At 58.3% G+C, this 20,279-nt stretch carries 16 protein-coding genes; 14 read left to right on the top strand and 2 right to left on the bottom strand.

Features of this window, described 5'->3' with window-relative positions; translation table 11 throughout:
* The first annotated feature begins 121 nt into the window (after positions 1–121).
* The 7 genes from rseP to lpxB all read left to right on the top strand — a co-directional run bounded on the left by rseP (position 122) and on the right by lpxB (position 8,792).
* Complete coding sequence (gene rseP / locus GGD46_RS34535) at positions 122–1,795, top strand: RIP metalloprotease RseP (protein WP_184708496.1); 1,674 nt, start codon at positions 122–124, stop codon at positions 1,793–1,795.
* A 202-nt stretch (positions 1,796–1,997) separates the two neighbouring features.
* Positions 1,998–4,331: an outer membrane protein assembly factor BamA gene (gene bamA / locus GGD46_RS23485; protein WP_184708494.1), complete on the top strand. Its 2,334-nt coding sequence runs from the start codon at positions 1,998–2,000 to the stop codon at positions 4,329–4,331.
* A gap of 51 nt (positions 4,332–4,382) precedes the next feature.
* On the top strand, positions 4,383–5,450 hold the full coding sequence (gene lpxD, locus GGD46_RS23480) for a UDP-3-O-(3-hydroxymyristoyl)glucosamine N-acyltransferase (RefSeq protein ID WP_184708492.1): 1,068 nt from the start codon (positions 4,383–4,385) through the stop codon (positions 5,448–5,450).
* Positions 5,443–5,916, top strand: coding sequence for a 3-hydroxyacyl-ACP dehydratase FabZ (gene fabZ, locus GGD46_RS23475; protein WP_184708490.1), 474 nt, complete (start codon positions 5,443–5,445; stop codon positions 5,914–5,916). The genes lpxD and fabZ overlap by 8 nt, the downstream gene beginning before the upstream one ends.
* Positions 5,913–6,731 carry an acyl-ACP--UDP-N-acetylglucosamine O-acyltransferase gene (gene lpxA, locus GGD46_RS23470; RefSeq protein WP_184708488.1) on the top strand — a complete coding sequence of 273 codons (819 nt, stop codon included), beginning with the start codon at positions 5,913–5,915 and terminating at the stop codon, positions 6,729–6,731. The genes fabZ and lpxA overlap by 4 nt, the downstream gene beginning before the upstream one ends.
* Before the next feature lies 1 nt (position 6,732).
* Positions 6,733–7,614 (top strand): LpxI family protein, encoded by an 882-nt coding sequence (locus GGD46_RS23465; RefSeq protein WP_184708485.1) that lies wholly within the window; start codon positions 6,733–6,735, stop codon positions 7,612–7,614.
* Positions 7,611–8,792 (top strand): lipid-A-disaccharide synthase, encoded by a 1,182-nt coding sequence (gene lpxB, locus GGD46_RS23460; protein ID WP_184708483.1) that lies wholly within the window; start codon positions 7,611–7,613, stop codon positions 8,790–8,792. Before GGD46_RS23465 ends, lpxB begins: the two co-directional genes overlap by 4 nt.
* Positions 8,793–8,820: 28 nt before the next feature.
* On the opposite strand, the gene gltA is transcribed toward lpxB, so the two are convergent.
* Positions 8,821–10,110, bottom strand: coding sequence for a citrate synthase (gene gltA, locus GGD46_RS23455; protein WP_092845187.1), 1,290 nt, complete (start codon positions 10,108–10,110; stop codon positions 8,821–8,823).
* A 281-nt stretch (positions 10,111–10,391) separates the two neighbouring features.
* Here gltA and GGD46_RS23450 point away from each other — a divergent pair, with 281 nt between their 5' ends.
* The gene (locus GGD46_RS23450) at positions 10,392–12,851 is read left to right on the top strand and encodes a ComEC/Rec2 family competence protein (protein WP_184708481.1); all 2,460 of its coding nucleotides are present in this window, start codon (positions 10,392–10,394) and stop codon (positions 12,849–12,851) included.
* Here GGD46_RS23450 and lexA read toward each other — a convergent pair.
* A complete protein-coding gene (gene lexA / locus GGD46_RS23445; RefSeq protein WP_184708479.1) occupies positions 12,832–13,554 on the bottom strand; it encodes a transcriptional repressor LexA in 723 nt (240 codons plus the stop codon). The two genes, GGD46_RS23450 and lexA, sit on opposite strands and share 20 nt — an antisense overlap.
* A 418-nt stretch (positions 13,555–13,972) precedes the next feature.
* On the opposite strand from lexA, the gene GGD46_RS23440 reads away from it, so the two are divergent.
* From GGD46_RS23440 to GGD46_RS23415, 6 genes are all read left to right on the top strand, one after another.
* Positions 13,973–14,860, top strand: a complete 888-nt coding sequence (locus tag GGD46_RS23440) for a VOC family protein (protein WP_184708477.1) — start codon at positions 13,973–13,975, stop codon at positions 14,858–14,860.
* On the top strand, positions 14,857–15,696 hold the full coding sequence (gene kdsA, locus GGD46_RS23435) for a 3-deoxy-8-phosphooctulonate synthase (RefSeq protein ID WP_184708475.1): 840 nt from the start codon (positions 14,857–14,859) through the stop codon (positions 15,694–15,696). Before GGD46_RS23440 ends, kdsA begins: the two co-directional genes overlap by 4 nt.
* Positions 15,697–15,844: 148 nt before the next feature.
* Entirely contained in the window at positions 15,845–17,119 is a 1,275-nt protein-coding gene (gene eno / locus GGD46_RS23430) for a phosphopyruvate hydratase (protein ID WP_184708473.1), read from the top strand.
* A 234-nt stretch (positions 17,120–17,353) separates the two neighbouring features.
* Positions 17,354–17,665: an FtsB family cell division protein gene (locus GGD46_RS23425; protein WP_184708471.1), complete on the top strand. Its 312-nt coding sequence runs from the start codon at positions 17,354–17,356 to the stop codon at positions 17,663–17,665.
* A 157-nt stretch (positions 17,666–17,822) separates the two neighbouring features.
* Positions 17,823–18,866 carry a pyruvate dehydrogenase (acetyl-transferring) E1 component subunit alpha gene (pdhA, locus tag GGD46_RS23420; RefSeq protein WP_184708469.1) on the top strand — a complete coding sequence of 348 codons (1,044 nt, stop codon included), beginning with the start codon at positions 17,823–17,825 and terminating at the stop codon, positions 18,864–18,866.
* Positions 18,867–18,882: 16 nt separating this feature from the next.
* Positions 18,883–20,265: a pyruvate dehydrogenase complex E1 component subunit beta gene (locus GGD46_RS23415; protein ID WP_184708468.1), complete on the top strand. Its 1,383-nt coding sequence runs from the start codon at positions 18,883–18,885 to the stop codon at positions 20,263–20,265.
* The last annotated feature ends 14 nt before the right edge of the window (positions 20,266–20,279 follow it).

Below are 20,279 nucleotides of genomic sequence, written 5' to 3'. Positions count from 1 at the left end.
TACCAAAGCAATTCCAGGGAAAGTGCGCAGCGGTTTTCCGTACGGAATTGCGAAAACAAAAAGATGGAGCAGTTCAGGTTTCAGTGAAACCGAACGGCTCTCACACGAACAGGATCGTTGCATGGGTAGCGCGGCAGGCTTCATCGGTTTTTTGACAAACAACGTCATCACGTTTGTTTTTGTCCTGTCGCTGCTCGTTTTCGTGCACGAAATGGGCCACTATCTCGTTGGCCGCTGGTCCGGCATTCGCATCATGGCCTTCTCGATCGGCTTCGGCCCGGAGATTGCCGGCTTCACTGACAAGCACGGTACACGCTGGAAGCTTTCGCTCATTCCGCTCGGCGGCTATGTGCGCTTCTTCGGCGACGAAGATGCCTCCAGCAAGGTCGACGTCGATCAGCTCTCGGCCATGACCGAAGAGGAGCGCGCGCAATCCTTTGCCGGTGCCAAGCTCTGGAAAAGAGCGGCGACCGTTGCCGCGGGGCCGATTGCGAATTTCATTCTCGCCATTGCGATCTTCGCCGTCCTCTTCAGTGTTTATGGCCGCACGGCAGCCGATCCCGTCGTTGCCATGGTGACGCGCGACGGCGCGGCCGCGGAAGCCGGCATAAAGCCCGGCGATCGGCTTGTGGCTATCGACGGCGTCAACGTGACCACTTTCGACGAGGTGCAGCGCTACGTCAGTCTGCGCCCGGGGCGCACGATCGCTCTGACGGTCGAGCGCGATGGCCAGAAGCGCGATTTCCAGATCGTGCCGAAACTGGTCGAAGACGCAGATCAATTCGGCAACAAGATGGAGATGGGCCGCATCGGCATCGCGCTCATCGATCCTGTGGTGACGGTAGTCGAGCCCGCCGGGCCGGCAGCAAAGGCAGGCATACTGGCTGGGGATCGGCTGATTGCCATCGATGGCAACAATGTTGCCACCTATTACGACATTGGCCGCTACGTCAGCGATCGTCCTGGCAAGAACGTTGTGCTGACGATGCAGCGCAATGGCCAGATGCGCGATTTCCCGGTTGTTCCCAAGACCGTGACGGACACCGATGCCTCCGGCAACAAGAGGGATGTTGGCAGCATCGGCATCGGGCCGATCGATCCGCTGATCGGGTCGATAGTATCCGATAGCCCCGCCGCATCCGTCGGACTGGAACTCGGCGATCGCATTCTTTCCGTGGATGGACGCGCGGTCGGATCCGTCGGCGAAGTGCAGCGCTACGCGGCGGCTCATGCCGACAAGCCCGTTTCGCTGTCCGTCGAACGCAATGGCCAGACACGCGACGTCTCGGTGACGCCGAAGGTGTCCGAAGAGCTCGATGCGTTCGGTGCGCCGGCGAAGATCGCCAGCATCGGCATCACGGACGGCCAGAAGCCGCCCAAGCTGCGTTATCAGTCCTATGGGCCGCTCCAGGCGATCGGCGAGGGCGTCAGGCAGACCGTCAACATCGTCTCGGGTACTTTTGAATATCTCGGCAACGTCATCGGCGGCTATATGAAGGCCGATCAGCTGGGTGGCCCCATCAGGGTTGCGCAAATGTCCGGTCAAATGGCAACCCTGGGCTTCTCCGCGGTGTTGCAATTTGCCGCCATACTTTCTGTTTCAATAGGGTTATTAAATTTGATGCCCGTGCCGGTACTTGATGGCGGGCACTTGATGTTCTATGCGATTGAAGCCGTAAGGGGAAAACCTTTGGGTGCACGGGCTCAGGATATCGCCTTCCGGATTGGATTTGCGATGGTGCTCTCACTCATGGTGTTTGCGACATGGAACGATATTAGTTCCCGGCTAGGCTAGAGGGGCAAAGCGAGAGGGAAAATTACGATTTATTTACGATGTTTCAAAGCTGTAGTGGCGAATGGGTCACGCTTTGAAATGAAGTAAACGGAAATTAACTTGCTCCCTTGCTTGTATGTCAAAAGCGGGTAAAACGACACACGTGGCCGGAATCGGGTTCGCTCGGGGCTGGGGACGACTGAAAAAAAGGTAAGAAGTGAAAATGAAGGCTGGTTCAAGATTATTGAACGCAGTGTCGGCGGTAGCGCTGTCTGCTGGTGTTGTTGCGTCGGGCGCTGGTGTTGTCACCCTTGCCTCTGCCTCAGTCGCGGAAGCCGCTGTGATTCAGCGGGTCGATGTTCGTGGTGCGGAACGCATCGGAGCGACGGCTGTCCGTGATAATATCACGATCAAGCCTGGCAAGAGCTTCTCTCCGGGCGACATTGATGCATCGGTGAAGCAGCTGTATGCCACCGGATATTTCTCTGATGTTCACGTCAGCGTTTCGGGCAGCACCCTGATCGTTTCGGTCAAGGAAAACCAGCTCATCAACGCTGTGGTCTTCAACGGCAACCGCAAGATCAAGGACGACAAGCTGCAAGGCATCGTCCAGACACATGCTGCCGGTCCCTATAACGAAGCAACCGTTCAGGCCGACATCAAGACCATCAAGGACGCTTACGCCTCCATCGGTCGTAACGATGTCCAGGTGACGACGCAGACCGCGCAGGTCGCGCAGGGCCGCCTCAACGTGGCCTTCGTCATCAATGAAGGTGATCGCACCAAGATCGACAAGATCAACTTCTCTGGCAACCAGGCTTACAGCAGCGGCCGTCTTGCATCGGTCATCAGCACGAAGAAGAGCAACTTCCTCTCCTTCCTGACCCGTAAGGACGTCTACAGCCCTGAGCGTCAGCAGGCCGACCAGGATACGCTGCGTCAGTTCTACTACAATCATGGTTATGCCGACTTCCGCGTCGTCAGCGCCGATGCGACGCTGAACGAGCAGAACAACGAATACACGCTGAACTTCAACGTCGACGAAGGTCCGCGCTATACCTACGGCGATATCAACGTCGTTTCGACGGTTGAGGGTATCAATGCCGACGAACTGAAGGGTCTTGTCGTAACCCAGAAGGGGTCCGTCTATAGCGCCAAGGACATTCAGACCTCGATCGAGAACATTTCCAAGCGCGTGGCCTCCGCCGGCTATCCGTTTGCCCGCATTACGCCGCGCGGTAATCGCGATCTGACGGGTCACACGATCGGTATCGAATATCTCGTCGACCAGGGCGAGCGCGCCTATGTCGAACGCATCGAAATCCGCGGCAACACCCGTACGCGCGATTACGTCATCCGTCGCGAGTTCGACCTCAACGAAGGCGATGCGTTCAATCAGGAAATGATCTCGCGCGCCAAGCGTCGCCTGGATGCTCTCGGCTACTTCACGAAGGTCGATATTTCGACCGCACAGGGCAGTGCTCCGGATCGCGTTGTCGTGATCGTCAATGTCGAAGACCAGCCGACCGGCTCGTTCGGTATCGGCGCCGGTTACGCTGTTGGTAATAACGGCGGTCTGCTGCTAGAGGCTTCGGTCGAAGAAAAGAACTTCCTTGGTCGCGGTCAGTACATCCGTCTCGCCGCAGGCGCCGGTACAGAAGGCAATCGTACCTACAACATCTCGTTCACCGAGCCTTACTTCCTCGGTTATCGTCTGGCTGCAGGTTTTGACGTCTTCAAGAACCAGACTTCGAGCGACGATTTCTACGACTACTCGGAAGAGGGCTTCTCGCTGCGCGTCACCGCGCCGATCACCGAGAACTTGGCGACGACCCTGCGTTACAACTACAAGCGCCTGACATACGATGGCACGAACGATTGGCAGAACAATCTTTCGGCTCCGTATCTGAACCTTGTCAACGACGGTCCGTGGACCCAGTCGACTGTGTCGCAGACCTTTACCTACAACACGTTGGACGATCAGAATCTGCCGCGTGAAGGTATTATCGCCAAGTTCACGCATGAATTTGCAGGCCTCGGCGGCGATTCGAACTTCTACAAGCTGAGCGGCAAGGCTCGTTACTATCAGATGATCAGCGACGAAGCCGATATCATCGGTTCGTTCACGGTTGGTGCCGGTTACGTCATGCCGACCGATGGCAAGCTGAACGTCTTCGACCAGTTCACCCTCGGTGGTCGCGAAATCCGCGGTTTCGAGAATGCTGGTATCGGTCCGCGCTCGTCGCACGGCGATCCGCTCGGTGGTACGACCTACTTCACCGCTTCGGCTGAAGCGAGCATGCCGATGCCGGGCGTCCCGCAGGATATCGGTCTGCGCATCGCGGCTTTCGCCGATGCTGGTACGCTCTACGGCAATAAGACGAACCTCTTTGGCGATACGCTGAACAACGACAGTTCGCTTCGTGCATCGCTCGGTGCTGGTCTTATCTGGTCTTCGCCGTTTGGTGTCATCCGTGTCGACTACGCGGTGCCTGTCGCCAAGGAAAGCTACGACAAGGTTCAGAATTTCCGGTTTGGCATCGCCAACCAGTTCTGATATCGGCAGTCCAGAACTGCGGGCTTGAACACCGTTCTGGAGCTGGTGCTTATGGAACATACTGGTTTTTTCCCGCCCCATGGTGGTGTCAACTTGAAACAGTTGGCTGAGCATCTTGGGGCGGAACTTGATGATACGGCCTCTGCGGAGGTCGTCATCAGGTCCATCGCTCCTGTCTACCGGGCAGGTGAAGGCGATATATGCTATATTCTTTCCCGGAAGAATCGTGTCGAACTTGAGACGTGCAAGGCTTCGGCGATTATTTGCCTGCCTGCACTGAGGTCTTTCGTTCCGGACCATATCCCGGTTATTTTGTCCCGGAAGCCGCACACGGATTTCGCGCTTGTCGGTGCTTTGTTGCATCCGCAGGCTATGCGACCGATCACGTTTACATCGAGCTCTGGAACGATTTCACCGGCTGCGGTCATTGATCCTACGGTAAAGCTCGAGGCGAATGTAGGCGTTGAGCCTGGCGCGGTCATCGGTGCTGGAGCTGAAATCGGCGAGGGGACCTATATCGGCGCCAATGCGCTTATCGGACCTGGCGTGAAGATTGGTCGCAATTGCAGCATCGGCGGCGGCGCGAGCGTGCTCTGCGCCTATCTCGGCAACGGCGTCATCATCCACAACGGCACGCGCATCGGCCAGGACGGCTTCGGCTATGCGCCGGGGCCGCGCGGCATGATCAAGATCGTGCAGATCGGCCGTGTCATCATTCAGGACAATGTCGAGATCGGCGCCAATACGACGATCGACCGCGGCACGATGGATGACACCGTGATCGGCGAGGGCACCAAGATCGACAACCAGGTGCAGATCGGACATAACGTCCGCATAGGCCGCCATTGTGCTATCGTGAGCCAAGTCGGTATCGCCGGCAGCACGGTGATCGGCGATGGCGTGCAGATCGGTGGACAGGCGGGTCTGAATGGCCACATCCACATCGGCGACGGCGTGCAGATCGGCGCCAAGAGCGGCGTTATGAATAGTATTCCGGCCGGCGAGCGCTATGCTGGTCTTCCAGCGCGGCCGCTTTGGGATTTTCTAAGAGAATCGGCGGAGATCGCGAAGCGGTCAGGAGCCAGGGACAAGAAGGACGGGAGTTCGGAGCATGACTGAGGAAGCCAAGACGTCGCTATCGTCGGCCGATGTTCTGGAAATAATGAAGTTGTTGCCGCATCGCTATCCTTTCCTGATGGTCGACAAGATCATCGAGATCGATAGCGACAATTCCGCAATCGGCATCAAGAACGTAACGGCAAACGAGCCGCAGTTTACCGGACACTTCCCGGAGACGCCGATCATGCCGGGCGTGCTGCTGATTGAAGGCATGGCTCAGACGGCCGGTGCGATCTGCGCAAAGAAGGACGGAATCGGCGGAAACCTCGTCTACTTCATGACGATCGATAATGCCCGTTTCCGCAAGCCGGTTGTTCCCGGTGATCGTGTCGAGTTTCATGTGGTCAAGCTGAAGCAACGCGGAACGATCTGGAAATTCCACTGCGATGCCAAGGTCGATGGTAACCTGGTAGCCGAAGCGGATATCGGGGCCATGATCGTGCGGAAGGATCAGAAAGAGGCATGAGCAGCAGCATCGCAAAAAGCGCGCGCATCCATAAGCTCGCGGTCGTTGAGGATGGTGCGGTCATCGGCGAGAATGTCATCGTCGGGCCTTTCTGCCACGTCGGCCCCAAGGTCGTGCTGCATGACAATGTTCACCTGCTGACGAATGCCGTTGTGAGCGGCCGCACGACGATCGGCAAGGGAACGAAAATATTTCCGATGGCCGTTGTCGGCGGTGATCCGCAGAGCGTTCACCATGGCGGCGAAGAGACGACGCTGGATGTCGGTGAAAACTGCACCATCCGCGAAGGCGTGACGATGAATACGGGCACGGCCGATTTCGGCGGCAAGACGATCGTCGGCAACAACAATCTGTTCCTGGCGAATTCGCATGTGGCGCATGATTGCCGCGTCGGCAACAATGTCATCATGTCGAACAACGTCATGCTCGCGGGACATGTGGTCGTTGAGGACCGCGCTATTCTGGGCGGCGGCTGCGCGGTGCATCAGTTTACCCGCATCGGCCGGCAGGCATTCGTCGGCGGGCTTTCTGCTGCCAGCTACGATGTCATTCCATACGGTATGCTCAACGGAAATCCGGGCGTGCTTTCAGGTCTCAATATCGTCGGCATGACGCGCGCCGGCATCGATCGTGCGGTCATCCATCGTGTTCGGCGCGCCTATAAGAGCATCTTCGAAGGCGAAGGCTCTATCCGGGACAATGCCGCGGCTATCCGTGAGGAATATGCCGACTGCAAGGAAGTGGTCGAGATCCTCGATTTCATCGCAGCCGATAGCGATCGGGCATTGTCGTCCCCCAATCGCGGTAAGAGCTGACGTGGTTTCGGCCGGCCAAGACGGCAAGGGCAGGCTGGCGATTATCGCGGGCAGTGGTTTTTTGCCTGTTTATGTCGCCGACGCTGCCCGGCAGGCTGGCGAAGATCCCGTTGTTATCGCACTGACCAATGAGGCGGACCGCGACTGGTCCAGCTTCGATCACGCCAATCTCGGTGTTGGAAATTTTGCCGGCCTTGAAGCGATGTTCCGCCGCTATGGCGTCGATCGCGTCGTCATGTCCGGCGGCGTGGCGCGGCGACCTGCCTGGCGGGAAGTGCATCCGACTTGGCGCGTCATCAGGGAATTACCCTCGACGATACGAACCCTCCTGTCCGGCGGCGATAATGCCGTCCTGCAGATGGTCATTCGCCTCATCGAAGCTGGCGGCGTTCGCGTCGTCGGGGCGCATGAAATTGCGCCAGATCTCCTGGCTTCCACCGGGCCTCTCGGTCGGCTTTCGCCCTCGGATGAGGATCTTCGCGATATCGCACAGGGCGCCAAGGCTGCCGATGCGCTCGGCCTTCTCGATGTCGGGCAGGGTGCGGTCAGCGTTGGCGGTCGCGTCGTTGCGCTAGAGGGCGCCGAAGGCACCGACAAGATGATCGAGCGTGTCGCCGAGCTACGCGCCGAAGGTCGCATATCGACGCGTCGCCGCGGCGTGCTGGTCAAACTGTGCAAGCCGCAGCAGGATGTTCGCGCGGACTTGCCGTCGATCGGCGTTTCAACTGTGCACAATGCGAAGAAGGCCGGGCTGGCCGGCGTTGCAGTAGAGGCAGGCAGAGCTTTGGTTCTCGACCGTGAAGCAGTGATCGCGGCGGCCGACGAGGCCGGCATTTTCGTCTGCGGTATCGATCGAGGCTTGAGCGCGGAGGGCTTCTTTTGAGTGCTGCGCCTTTGAAACTTGCGGTCGTGGCTGGCGAGGTTTCCGGCGACCTGCTCGGCGGCGATCTCGTCGCGGCGTTGAAGCGCCGATATGATGGGCCGGTAGAGCTAATCGGTGTCGGCGGCGAGGCGCTGGAGGCCCAAGGCCTTCGGTCGCTGTTTGATTATTCCGAGCTTTCGATCATGGGCTTTATCCAGGTGATCAAGCGGCTGCCGAAGCTGCTGGCGCGCATCCGCCAGACGGCCGACGCCATTATTACCGCCAGACCCGATGCGCTTCTGATCATCGACAGCCCCGATTTTACCCATCGCGTCGCCAAGCGCGTGCGCAAGGCACTGCCCGATCTGCCTGTTATCAATTACGTCTGCCCCAGCGTCTGGGCGTGGAAGGAATACCGCGCGCAAAAGATGCTCGCCTATGTCGATCACGTACTCGCCGTGCTGCCGTTCGAGCCCGAGGCGATGCAGCGGCTGGGTGGCCCAGCGACGACCTATGTCGGCCATCGTCTGACTGTCGACGCGGATCTGCTCGAGACGCGCCGACTGCGCGCGCTGCGCGATCCTGGTGCCGGCGACAATACGAAGACCGTGCTTCTATTGCCCGGTTCGCGTGGCTCGGAAATCCGTCAGCTTGTGCCGGTTTTTGAGCAGGCTACCGAAGAACTTAGTCGGCGAAACGATAATGTCCGCTTTTTGTTGCCGACCGTGCCGAAGCAGGAAGCTCTGGTGCGCTCACTGCTTGAAAACTGGCGTATCAAGCCGGACATCGTCGTCGGCCAGAAAGCAAAATGGGAGGCTTTCGCGCAGGCAGATGCCGCCATGGCCGCGTCAGGCACAGTAATTCTGGAGCTGGGTCTCGCCGGCGTTCCGGTCGTTTCGACTTACAAGACGGAGTGGCTCGCCAAATTCGTGATGTCGCGCATCAAGATATGGACAGCAGCTCTTCCGAATATTATTGCCGACTATGCCGTGTTGCCCGAACTCATCAATGACGTTCTGCGGCCGGGCATGCTTGCGCGCTACATGGAGCGCCTGTCGAAAGATACTCCGGAGCGTGCGGCTATGCTTGCCGGCTATGACCTTGTCTGGCAGCGAATGCAGACGGAAGAACCACCCGGTGACAAGGCGGCGGCGATCGTTCTCGAAGTTCTGTCCAACAAAAAAGCCGGTCATTTCTGACCGGCTTTTTTGGTGTCATTTCCGAAGCTTAGCGCTTGGAAACCGGTACGTACTCGCGCAGCGGAGCGCCGGTGTAGAGCTGGCGCGGACGGCCGATGCGCTGATGCGGATCTTCGATCATTTCGTTCCACTGAGCGATCCAGCCGACGGTGCGGGCGAGAGCGAACAGAACGGTGAACATGGTCGTGGGGAAGCCGAGAGCCTTCAGCGTGATGCCGGAGTAGAAGTCGACGTTCGGATAGAGCTTCTTCTCGATGAAATATTCGTCCGTCAGGGCGATGCGCTCGAGCTCGATCGCGATATCGAGCAACGGATCGTCCTTGATGCCGAGTTCGCCGAGAACTTCGTGCGCCGTCTTCTGCATGATCTTGGCGCGCGGATCGTAGTTCTTGTAGACGCGGTGACCGAAGCCCATCAGACGGAACGGATCGTTCTTATCCTTGGCGCGCGCGATGTATTCCGGAATGCGGTCAACCGAGCCGATTTCGCTCAGCATGTTCAGCGCGGCTTCGTTGGCGCCGCCGTGAGCCGGGCCCCAGAGGCAGGCAATGCCTGCTGCGATACAGGCGAACGGATTGGCGCCCGAAGAGCCGGCGAGGCGAACCGTCGAGGTCGATGCATTCTGCTCGTGGTCGGCATGCAGGATGAAGATGCGGTCCATGGCGCGGGCAAGCACCGGATTGACCACATATTCTTCGCAAGGAACGGCAAAGCACATGCGCAGGAAGTTCGATGCGTAGTCGAGATCGTTCTTCGGATAAACGAAGGGCTGGCCGATATGGTACTTATAAGCCATGGCGGCGAGCGTTGGCATCTTGGCGATCATGCGCAGACTTGCGACCATACGCTGATGCGGATCGGTGATGTCGGTCGAGTCGTGATAGAAGGCCGACAGAGCGCCGACGCAGCCGCACATGACGGCCATCGGATGCGCGTCGCGGCGGAAACCGGTGAAGAAGCGCGACATCTGCTCATGCACCATCGTATGGTGCACGACACGATAGTCGAAGTCCTTCTTCTGGGCTGCCGTCGGCAGTTCGCCGTAGAGGAGCAGGTAGCAGACTTCCAGGAAATCGCCGTGTTCGGCCAGCTGGTCGATCGGATAGCCGCGGTGCAGCAGGACGCCTTCGTCGCCATCAATATAGGTGATGCTGGACTCGCACGACGCGGTCGAGGTGAAGCCAGGATCGTAGGTGAACGTGGAGGTGTTCTTATAAAGGGCACCAATATCAATGACACTTGGGCCGATGGTTCCGGTCTTGACCGGCAAGTCCACCGTCTTTTCGCCCCAAGTTAGTTTCGCGCTTTGTTCCGTCATGCTGATCCTCCAAGATTTGGCGGGATTGACGCCATAAAAAGCGCCAAAAGGTTAAGCGACTACCGACTAGCTATATGATCCAGAGCCTAATGCCAAGTTATCCGAGTGCCGATTTGTGCATCGCAGTATCAACTTTTGGGCACTGCACTAAATGCGTTGGTCATAGCGTGTGACGCGCGAGGCTCTTTTTCGTCGCAATCATGCGGATTTTGGTTGAAATCATCTGGTGGTGACGGCAAAAATCGCGCGGAAGCTGTGGTTTTGCGTGGGGCAGGCGGCGAATGCCTAATTTGGAGGCACCGGAGCAGCAGGAGGATGGCCGGGACCTTGCTCTGCCTTCGCTGGATCGTCATGCCGTCGCCTCAATCACCTTGCGTATCAAAACCGGGCAACGGGAGCGTACGCAAGATCAGGTATCGCTGATCGCGCGATTTTATCTCGCCCTTGGTCGCATGCGAGTCGCGATCGGCCGACTGATTGAAGAGGAGGCGGTCCACGGTCGCGCTATCCTGCTTGCGCCGATCTATATGGGCGTCGGCGCGATCTTTTGGTTCACCTTTGACAGCGATCCTCCGTTGCAAACTGTTCTGGCAGCGCTTCTTCTGCTGACGTGCGGATTTGTGTTCAAAAGGGAGGCGGGCCGGCTGCTTCGGCACCTGCTGTTCGCCGGCATGCTCACAAGCCTCGGCATGGCCCTTGCGCACTGGGAAAGCTGGCGGGCTTCGACCATCATGCTCGACTCGGCCGTGACGACGACCGTGACCGGTCGGATCGAGAGGCGCGAGACCTATGACAATGGACGTTGGCGGTACGTCGTTAAAGTAGAAACAACCGAGAAGCCTTCCATTCACAGGCCGCCGGAGCGAGTGACCATCTTCGTGCGCAAACAGGCCGAACCCTTCAATCTGGGCGACCGCATTCAGGTGAGGGCGAGACTGACGCCGCCCGCCGGCCCCGCATTGCTGCGTCTCAACGATTTCGCCTTCAGTGCCTATTTCAACGGTATTGGCGCGAATGGCTTTGCCTATGGCCCGCCGATACTTTTATCTCTGAGTGGTGACAATTCGGAGGCGTCGTGGCTGGCCAAGGCGGACATCTGGCTCGCCGGTCTTCGCAACAGCATTGGGGACAGGATCCGAAGGACTTTGCCCGGCGATACCGGAGCCTTTGCGGCGGCACTTGTCACCGATGAGAGACGAGCGATTTCGGACGACACTACCGAAGCACTCCGAGTAGCCGGGCTCACCCATATCATCGCCATTTCCGGCCTGAACATGGCTTTGTCGGCGGGTATCTTCTATGTCGGGCTGCGCTATTTATTCAGCCTTTTTTCGGGTCTTGCCCAGGCTTACCCAACCAAGAAGATCGCTGCCTTCGGCGCGCTTCTGACAGTGACCGCCTATTACCTCATTTCCGGCTTCGGCGTATCGGCGGAGCGGGCCTTCATCATGATGGCGATCATGCTGGTCGCGGTTCTGTTCGATCGACCGTCGCTCAGTCTGCGAAACGTGGCGCTCTCGGCAATCGTCATCCTCATCCTTTCGCCGTCGCAGGTGCTTGGGCCTAGCTTTCAGATGTCCTATGCAGCAACGCTCGCGCTGGTATCGGGCTATACGCTTTGGAAACGGCGGCCGCATCGCGAAAATATGCTTTCGCGCTTTAGGTTCCTCGGTCCATTGCTATTCGTTGCACGCTTCTTCAGTGGGATATTATCGACTTCATTCATCGGCGGCGCATCGACGGCAATCTTCTCGATAGAGCATTTTCACCGTTTGGCGACATATGGCCTTCCCGCCAATCTCGCCGCCATGCCGATCGTTTCTTTCATCGTGATGCCATTCGGCATGGCTGCGATGTTGATGATGCCTTTTGGTCTCGACGGGCCATTCTGGAAAGTCACCGGAGAGGGACTAGAGCTCGTCATTCTGGTCGCCAAGACGGTCGCCGGCTGGGGCGGCGATATTACGTTTGGACGTCAGCCGCCGTGGCTGATGCCGACCTTCATTGCCGGCTTTCTGATGATGAGCGTTTTGCGCACCAAGCTGCGCCATCTCGGACTGTTGCTCGCGCTTGCAACGATTGGGGCAGCGGCTTTGGGTTCGGGCGTATCCAAGCCCGATCTCATGATTTCCGAGGATGGTGTCCTGGTCGCACTAAGGCAGGACAATATATTGGCGACCAACCGGGAAAGGCCGCAGGCTTTCATTTTCGAGCAATGGCAAAAGGCACTCGTCGCATTCGAACATCAGCCTCCCACCATGCTTGTTGCCGACAGCAGCCTGCCTAAGATCAGCAAGGCCGAGCGTCGCCGTCGATTGAACGACGACGAACAGAAGGCGGTCCGCGGGGCAATGGAGGATGCTCTTGATCGAACCATGCAGGGGAGTTTCGCCTGCCAGAAAGGTGCGTGGTGCGTGGCGATGCTTGAAAATGGCGCCGTGTTGGTAACGATCGAAAATGCCGCCTATCTTCCGCCCGCCTGCGATACGGCGAATATCGTCGTCACATCAATACGTCTGCGCCTCGATCATTGTCGCTCCGGCGCAACGCTTTATACAGGCGCGACATTAAGGCGGACCGGCTCGATCGAAATGGATCTGAGCGGCGACAAGCCCACTGTCCTTACAGCATTCGAAGATCCGCAACGGCCATGGACGCGGCATCGAACCTATGATTGGCGCACGGGGACATTTGGCGCGCCAATCGCGCCGGTGTCACCTGTCAGTGATAACGCCGAATGAGCCCGACAAGCTTGCCCTGAACCTTGACGCGATCCGGTCCGAAAATACGGGTCTCATAGGCAGGGTTGGCAGCCTCGAGAGCGATCGATGCGCCCTTGCGGCGGAAGCGCTTCAGCGTTGCTTCTTCGTCGTCGACAAGCGCAACGACGATATCGCCCGGGTTTGCTGTCGTCGAATTGCGAATGATGACTGTATCGCCGTCGAAAATGCCGGCGTCGATCATCGAGTCGCCTCGCACCTCCAAGGCATAATGATCACCAGCGCCGAGCATATCTGCGGGGACGGTTATGTCATGCGTATTGTTCTGAATGGCCGAGATCGGAACGCCGGCAGCGATGCGGCCCATCACGGGTACGGACACAGAGCTGCTGTGATCTTCATGGGCCACTTTCGGCGGAGGCGGGGGCGCGACCGGCTGGGGCTTGCCGAGGCTGCCCTCGATAACGCTTGGCGAAAAGCCGCGACGCGGCTGCAGGCTCGGATTATAGGCATCCGGTAGCTTGATGACCTCAAGCGCCCTGGCGCGGTTCGGCAGGCGACGGATAAAGCCGCGCTCCTCCAATGCCGTGATGAGGCGGTGAATGCCGGACTTGGAGGCCAGATCCAGCGCATCCTTCATCTCGTCAAAGGATGGCGGAACGCCGGACTCCTTCATCCGCTCGTGAATGAAGAGAAGCAGTTCCTGTTGCTTGCGCGTCAACATCGTCTTGGAACCCCAGAATCAAGAAAAGGTCGTGAAACAAATCCAGAACGGACACTATATGTTCCATATGTGTTCCGCAAGCACTTAAATTTCGTTAAAAGCTTGCTCGGACAATTAAATAATTATCATCCGCGAATGGACGGGCTGTAAAAGTCAGCGTGCTGAAATAGATATAACATTATGAAAAATATTGGGAATTCCTCCTTTCCAGACCTAGGATGACACCGAATTTTTCCGTCTGCGTTCTGGTTCAGCGATCTCGAAATCGAGCCAGTTGAGCCGGCTACAGGGGAGAATCAGCAATCACGTTTGCGCGATCATATTGCGTGCCAGGAGCTGTCGTCGCGCGCTTCGCTTTCATCTTGAAATACGCGATGGATGGGCGCAAATCTACCGCCGCTGGGAAAGAGGAGGAGCCATGACTTCGTTGCCGCATCCATTGGATCATCTCGTGCTGCCGACGATCAACATCGCCCTGGCGCGCGAGCGGCTCGGCAAGCTCGGCTTTACGGTTGCTCCCGATGCGCGCCATCCTTTCGGCACCGAAAATGCCTGCGTCTTCTTCTCCGACAAGACCTATCTTGAACCTTTGGGTGTAGCCTCGCAAGAACAGTGCGAGGCGAGCCTTATAGAAGGCAATGTCTTCGTGGCGCGCGACCAGGCCTATCGCTTTCGCGTCGGAGAAGACGGATTCTCTGCCGTGGTTTTCGGAACGAATGATGCCGTAGCGGATGATGAGCGCTTCAAAGCCGCCGCGATCTCGGCCGGCCCGATGCTGGATTTCTCACGGCCGATGAAAATGCCTGACGGAACGGAAACCGTGGCCGGGTTTCGTCTGGCCTTTGCGGCCGATCTGCGTTCGCCCGATTTGTTCGCATTCAGCTGCCAGCGCATCAATCCGCTGCCCGCCGATCGCGGTGTGCTTGAGCGCCATGCAAACGGTGTCAGCGGCATTGCGCGGGTAGCGATCTCGGCAACGCGGCCGGCCGCCTTCCGCAGCTTTTTCGAAGAGGTCGTCGCCGGACCAAAGGTATCGGAGCATTCCTTCGGACTGACGATAAGATCTGCCAATGCCGATATCGAGCTTCTGACCCCGGAGGGCATGGAAGCCTTTTACGATTTGCGGGTCGGCAACGAAGATCCGGGTCTGCGAGCGCGGGCAATCCTTTTCAAAACACGCGATCTTTCCGTGACATCGTCGCATTTCGCTGCTAACGGCGTCACATATACGCGTAAGAACAATCGTATTTTGGCGCGGCTGGCGCCTGAACATGGCGCAGTGTTCGCCTTCGAGGAGATAGCATGAGCACGAATTCCGAAGTGGTTGTCGGCGAGGGAGCCTCCAAGGTTCTGTTTTCCAACACTGCCAAGCTCTCCCTGATTGCCGGTCCTTGCCAGATGGAAAGTCGCGAACATGCCTTCATGGTCGCCGGCGTTTTGAAGGAGCTCTGCGACAAGCTCGGCATCGGCCTCGTATACAAATCCTCTTACGACAAGGCGAACCGTACTTCGCTGTCGGGCAAGCGCGGTATCGGTCTTGAGAAGTCGATGGAAGTCTTTGCTGATCTGAAGAAGGAATATGGCTTTCCTGTTCTGACCGATATCCACACGGAAGAGCAATGCGCTGTAGTTGCCAAGACGGTCGATATCCTGCAGATCCCGGCCTTCCTGTCGCGCCAGACCGATCTTCTGGTCGCCGCCGCCCAGACCGGCCGCGTCGTCAACGTCAAGAAGGGCCAGTTCCTGGCGCCATGGGACATGAAGAACGTGCTTGCCAAGCTCAATGACAGCGGCAATCAGAACATTCTGCTTTGCGAGCGCGGCGCCTCCTTCGGCTACAACACGCTCGTCTCCGACATGCGCTCGCTGCCGATCATGGCGGCGATGGGTGCGCCCGTCATCTTTGATGCCACCCATTCGGTGCAGCAGCCCGGCGGGCAGGGTGGCTCGAGCGGGGGCGATCGCCGATTCGTTGAGACGCTGGCGCGTGCGGCTGTGGCTGTTGGCGTCGCCGGCGTTTTCGTCGAGACGCATGAGGATCCGGACAACGCGCCGTCAGACGGCCCAAACATGGTCTATCTGAAGGATATGCCGCGGCTTCTCGAGAAGCTGCTGGCGTTTGACGCTATCGCTAAGGCTTGAAAAACACAGGCATTCAACAGGCTGACATGAATTTGCGCTAGGCGGCCTGTAGGAGTGTCAAATCAAGGCGTGGTTCCGCATTGAAATTTCCGCGCCTTCGATTATGACGATTTAAATCGATTTATAAACCAGCGAGCAGGAAGCTATCATGACCGCAATCACCGACATTATCGCCCGCGAGATTCTCGACAGCCGTGGCAATCCGACTGTCGAAGTCGATGTCTACCTCGAAGATGGCAGCATGGGCCGCGCGGCTGTTCCGTCGGGCGCGTCGACCGGCGCACATGAAGCCGTCGAGCTTCGCGATGGCGGCAAGCGCTACCATGGCAAGGGTGTTGAAAAGGCCGTCGAAGCCGTCAACTCGGAAATCTTCGATGCGATCGGCGGCATGGATGCCGAAAACCAGATCCAGCTCGACAACATCATGATCGAGCTCGACGGCACGCCGAACAAGTCGCGCCTCGGCGCCAACGCCATCCTCGGTGTTTCGCTTGCTGTCGCCAAGGCTGCTGCCCAGAGCGCCAACCTGCCGCTCTATCGTTATGTTGGCGGCGCTCACGCCCGCCTGCTGCCGGTTCCGATGATGAACATCATCAACGGCGGCGCCCATGCTGACAACCCGATCGACTTCCAGGAGTTCATGATCCTGCCGGTTGGCGCAGAATCCATCCGCGACGCCGTTCGCATCGGTTCGGAAATCTTCCATGTCCTCAAGAAGGAATTGGCAGCGCAGGGCCACAACACGAACGTCGGCGATGAAGGCGGTTTCGCGCCGGGCCTTTCCAGCGCTCCGGCCGCGCTCGATTTCATCATGAAGTCGATCGAAAAGGCTGGCTACAAGCCTGGTGAAGAAGTTGCTCTCGGCCTCGACTGCGCTTCGACCGAATTCTTCAAGGACGGCAAGTACGTGCTCGAAGGCGAAGGCCGCACGCTGGAATCCGGTGCTATGGCAGAGTACCTCGCTCAACTCGCAGCTCAGTATCCGATCATTTCCATCGAAGACGGCATGGCTGAAGACGATTGGGAGGGCTGGAAGACGCTCACCGACCTGATCGGCAAGAAGACACAGCTCGTCGGCGACGATCTGTTCGTCACCAACTCTGCTCGCCTGCGCGACGGTATCCGCATGGGCGTTGCCAACTCGATCCTGGTCAAGGTCAACCAGATCGGCTCGCTCACGGAGACCCTCGACGCCGTCGAAACCGCACACAAGGCCAACTACACGGCCGTCATGTCGCACCGTTCGGGCGAAACGGAAGATTCCACCATCGCCGATCTCGCCGTTGCCACCAACTGCGGCCAGATCAAGACCGGCTCGCTGTCGCGCTCCGACCGTCTCGCCAAGTACAACCAGCTTATCCGCATCGAGGAAGCGCTTGGCCCGCAGGCAAAATACGCCGGTCGCTCCATCCTGCGCGGCTGATGCCTGATCCGCGGTATCCTCACGGATCCGCAACTCGCACGATGTGCTGAAATCGAACCGCGCCCCAGGGCGCGGTTTTTTGTTGGCCGGCGTAGTTAGAGTCAACGGACGGTTAATCTCTGCCGGTTAATTTAGCGCTAGGTGTTTGATTTGATGTGATCTTGTCTACGGCCGCAATGTTCGCGGCGTTGACCCTGATGAGATCGCCTAACGGTAAGAGCGTTTCGAGCGAGTATGTGGACAAAGTATCATAAGAAGAGAAAGTTCGGCCGTTTCATTCTGCCCGCCATTACGATCGCTTTTGTGAGTTACTTCGGTTATCATTGCGTTCACGGCGATTATGGCCTGAAGGCAACCGAGGTTTTCGAACAGCGTCGCATCGACCGTAGCAAGGAATTGGCGGATCTCGTCGCCAAGCGCGAGCACCTCGAAAAGGAGGTCGCTCTGCTGAGCGATGGCTCCCTGGATAAGGATATGCTCGACCAGTATGCACGCTATCAGTTGACGTATTCCAAGGCGAACGAGATCGTCATTTTCAATAAATAGCCACAATTAACCGGATTTCGGTTAATTGGATTTTTGTGAGCTATATCAATAACTTGCAAAGAATATGAGCCATGCAATTATGGCATTGCTGTAGCGGATAATCTTGCCTATGTTACGCCTCGACAAGAAACGAGGCTACTCACACAGGGAGGGTTGAATGGCGCCGCGAAAAAACGCGTCCGTTTCCAGCCGTAAAACAGCATCAAGATCCGCCAAGGAAACCAATGGCGGTCCGATCGCAGATTTCGATCGTGATGCGGAGCTCAACGCTTATCGTGAGATGCTCTTGATCCGCCGCTTCGAGGAGAAGGCCGGCCAGCTTTACGGCATGGGCTTCATCGGCGGCTTCTGTCATCTTTACATCGGTCAGGAAGCTGTCGTCGTCGGCATGCAGATGGCTTTGAAGGATGGCGACCAGGTCATCACCGGCTATCGTGATCACGGCCATATGCTGGCAACCGGCATGAGCGCACGTGGCGTCATGGCCGAGTTGACTGGGCGCCAGGGCGGCTATTCCCGAGGGAAGGGCGGCTCCATGCACATGTTCTCCAAGGAAAAGAATTTCTACGGCGGCCACGGCATCGTCGGTGCCCAGGTCTCGCTCGGCACCGGTCTCGGCTTTGCCAACTGGTATCGCGGCAATGACAATGTCAGCGTCGCCTATTTTGGTGATGGCGCTGCCAACCAGGGCCAGGTCTACGAAAGCTTCAACATGGCGCAGCTCTGGAAGCTGCCGGTGATTTTCGTCATCGAAAACAACCGCTACGCCATGGGCACCTCGACCGCCCGCGCAACGGCACAGGCCGATTTCTCCAAGCGCGGTGCTTCCTTCGGCATTCCCGGCATCCAGGTCGACGGCATGGACGTTCGCGCGGTCAAGGCTGCGGCTGACGAAGCCGTTGCGCATTGCCGCTCCGGTAAGGGCCCGATCATCCTAGAAATGCTGACCTACCGTTATCGCGGTCACTCGATGTCCGATCCGGCGAAGTATCGCTCCAAGGACGAAGTGCAGAAGATGCGCTCCGAGCATGACCCGATCGAGCAGGTTCGCGCTCGCCTTCTCGAAAAGGGCTGGGCGACCGAGGACGATCTGAAGGATATCGACAAGGACGTCCGTGACATCGTCGCAGACAGCGCCGATTTCGCCCAGAACGATCCGGAGCCGGATGCATCCGAGCTCTACACCGACATTCTGCTCTAAATCGGGGAGGGACACTATGCCCATCGACATTCTCATGCCCGCCCTTTCTCCGACGATGGAAGAGGGTACACTTTCGAAATGGCTCAAGAAGGAAGGCGACAAGGTCGTTTCCGGTGACGTCATTGCCGAAATCGAAACCGACAAGGCTACCATGGAAGTGGAAGCCGTCGACGAAGGCATCATCGGCAAGCTGCTGGTCGACGCCGGCACCGAAGGCGTCAAAGTCAACGCCAAGATCGCCATCCTGCTGCAGGACGGTGAATCGGCTGATGCGATTTCGTCGACGAAGGCAGCTCCTGCCGCTGAGCCGGTAAAGACCGAAGCTCCCGCCGCCGCTCCGGCTCCGGCAGCTGCGCCGGTTCCGGCCCAGCCGAAGGTCGCCGCTGCCGCCGATCCGGAAATTCCGGCCGGCACCGAAATGGTGTCGATGACGGTGCGTGAAGCGCTGCGCGACGCGATGGCCGAAGAAATGCGCGCCAACCCGGACGTTTTCGTCATGGGTGAAGAAGTGGCCGAGTACCAGGGCGCCTACAAGGTTACCCAGGGCCTGCTGCAGGAATTCGGCGCTCGCCGCGTCATCGACACCCCGATCACCGAGCATGGTTTTGCCGGTATCGGCGTCGGCGCTGCGATGGCCGGCCTTCGCCCGATCGTCGAGTTCATGACCTTCAACTTCGCCATGCAGGCGATCGACCAGATCATCAACTCCGCCGCCAAGACGCTCTACATGTCCGGTGGCCAGATGGGCGCTCCGATCGTCTTCCGCGGTCCGAACGGTGCGGCAGCGCGCGTCGGCGCCCAGCACAGCCAGGACTACGCATCCTGGTACAGCCATATTCCGGGCCTCAAGGTCGTCATGCCCTACACGGCAGCCGACGCCAAGGGTCTGCTCAAGGCTGCGATCCGCGATCCGAACCCGGTCATCTTCCTTGAGAATGAAATTCTCTATGGTCAGCACTTCGACGTGCCGAAGCTGGATAACTTCGTTCTGCCGATCGGCAAGGCCCGCATCCACCGTCCGGGCAAGGACGTCACGGTCGTCTCCTTCGGCATCGGCATGACCTATGCCACGAAGGCCGTCGCCGAGCTGGAAGCCCAGGGCATCGATGTCGAACTCATCGACCTGCGCACCATCCGTCCGATGGATCTTCCGACGATCATCGAATCGGTCAAGAAGACCGGTCGCCTGGTCACCGTCGAGGAAGGCTATCCGCAGTCCTCCGTCGGCACGGAAATTGCCACACGCGTCATGCAGCAGGCCTTCGACTATCTCGATGCGCCGATCCTGACGATCGCTGGCAAGGACGTACCCATGCCATACGCCGCCAACCTCGAAAAGCTGGCGCTCCCGAGCGTCGCTGAAGTGGTCGATGCGGTGAAGGCCGTTTGCTACAAGTAAGGGGAGGGCTCATC

The organism is Martinezella lusitana, assembly GCF_014207095.1.
Taxonomy (GTDB): Bacteria; Pseudomonadota; Alphaproteobacteria; order Rhizobiales; family Rhizobiaceae; genus Rhizobium; species Rhizobium lusitanum_B.
The sequence above is the reverse complement of the archived record's forward strand: the minus strand, read 5'-3'. Positions and strand labels throughout refer to the sequence as shown.

Bases quoted from the DNA above. Each gene is read 5' to 3' on its own strand.
- rseP (WP_184708496.1), top strand. From the start codon at position 122: ATGGGTAGCGCGGCAGGCTTCATCGGTTTTTTGACAAACAACGTCATC.
- bamA (WP_184708494.1), top strand. From the start codon at position 1,998: ATGAAGGCTGGTTCAAGATTATTGAACGCAGTGTCGGCGGTAGCGCTG.
- lpxD (WP_184708492.1), top strand. From the start codon at position 4,383: ATGGAACATACTGGTTTTTTCCCGCCCCATGGTGGTGTCAACTTGAAA.
- fabZ (WP_184708490.1), top strand. From the start codon at position 5,443: ATGACTGAGGAAGCCAAGACGTCGCTATCGTCGGCCGATGTTCTGGAA.
- lpxA (WP_184708488.1), top strand. From the start codon at position 5,913: ATGAGCAGCAGCATCGCAAAAAGCGCGCGCATCCATAAGCTCGCGGTC.
- gltA (WP_092845187.1), bottom strand. From the start codon at position 10,110: ATGACGGAACAAAGCGCGAAACTAACTTGGGGCGAAAAGACGGTGGAC.
- GGD46_RS23450 (WP_184708481.1), top strand. From the start codon at position 10,392: ATGCCTAATTTGGAGGCACCGGAGCAGCAGGAGGATGGCCGGGACCTT.
- lexA (WP_184708479.1), bottom strand. From the start codon at position 13,554: ATGTTGACGCGCAAGCAACAGGAACTGCTTCTCTTCATTCACGAGCGG.
- GGD46_RS23440 (WP_184708477.1), top strand. From the start codon at position 13,973: ATGACTTCGTTGCCGCATCCATTGGATCATCTCGTGCTGCCGACGATC.
- kdsA (WP_184708475.1), top strand. From the start codon at position 14,857: ATGAGCACGAATTCCGAAGTGGTTGTCGGCGAGGGAGCCTCCAAGGTT.
- eno (WP_184708473.1), top strand. From the start codon at position 15,845: ATGACCGCAATCACCGACATTATCGCCCGCGAGATTCTCGACAGCCGT.
- GGD46_RS23425 (WP_184708471.1), top strand. From the start codon at position 17,354: ATGTGGACAAAGTATCATAAGAAGAGAAAGTTCGGCCGTTTCATTCTG.
- pdhA (WP_184708469.1), top strand. From the start codon at position 17,823: ATGGCGCCGCGAAAAAACGCGTCCGTTTCCAGCCGTAAAACAGCATCA.
- GGD46_RS23415 (WP_184708468.1), top strand. From the start codon at position 18,883: ATGCCCATCGACATTCTCATGCCCGCCCTTTCTCCGACGATGGAAGAG.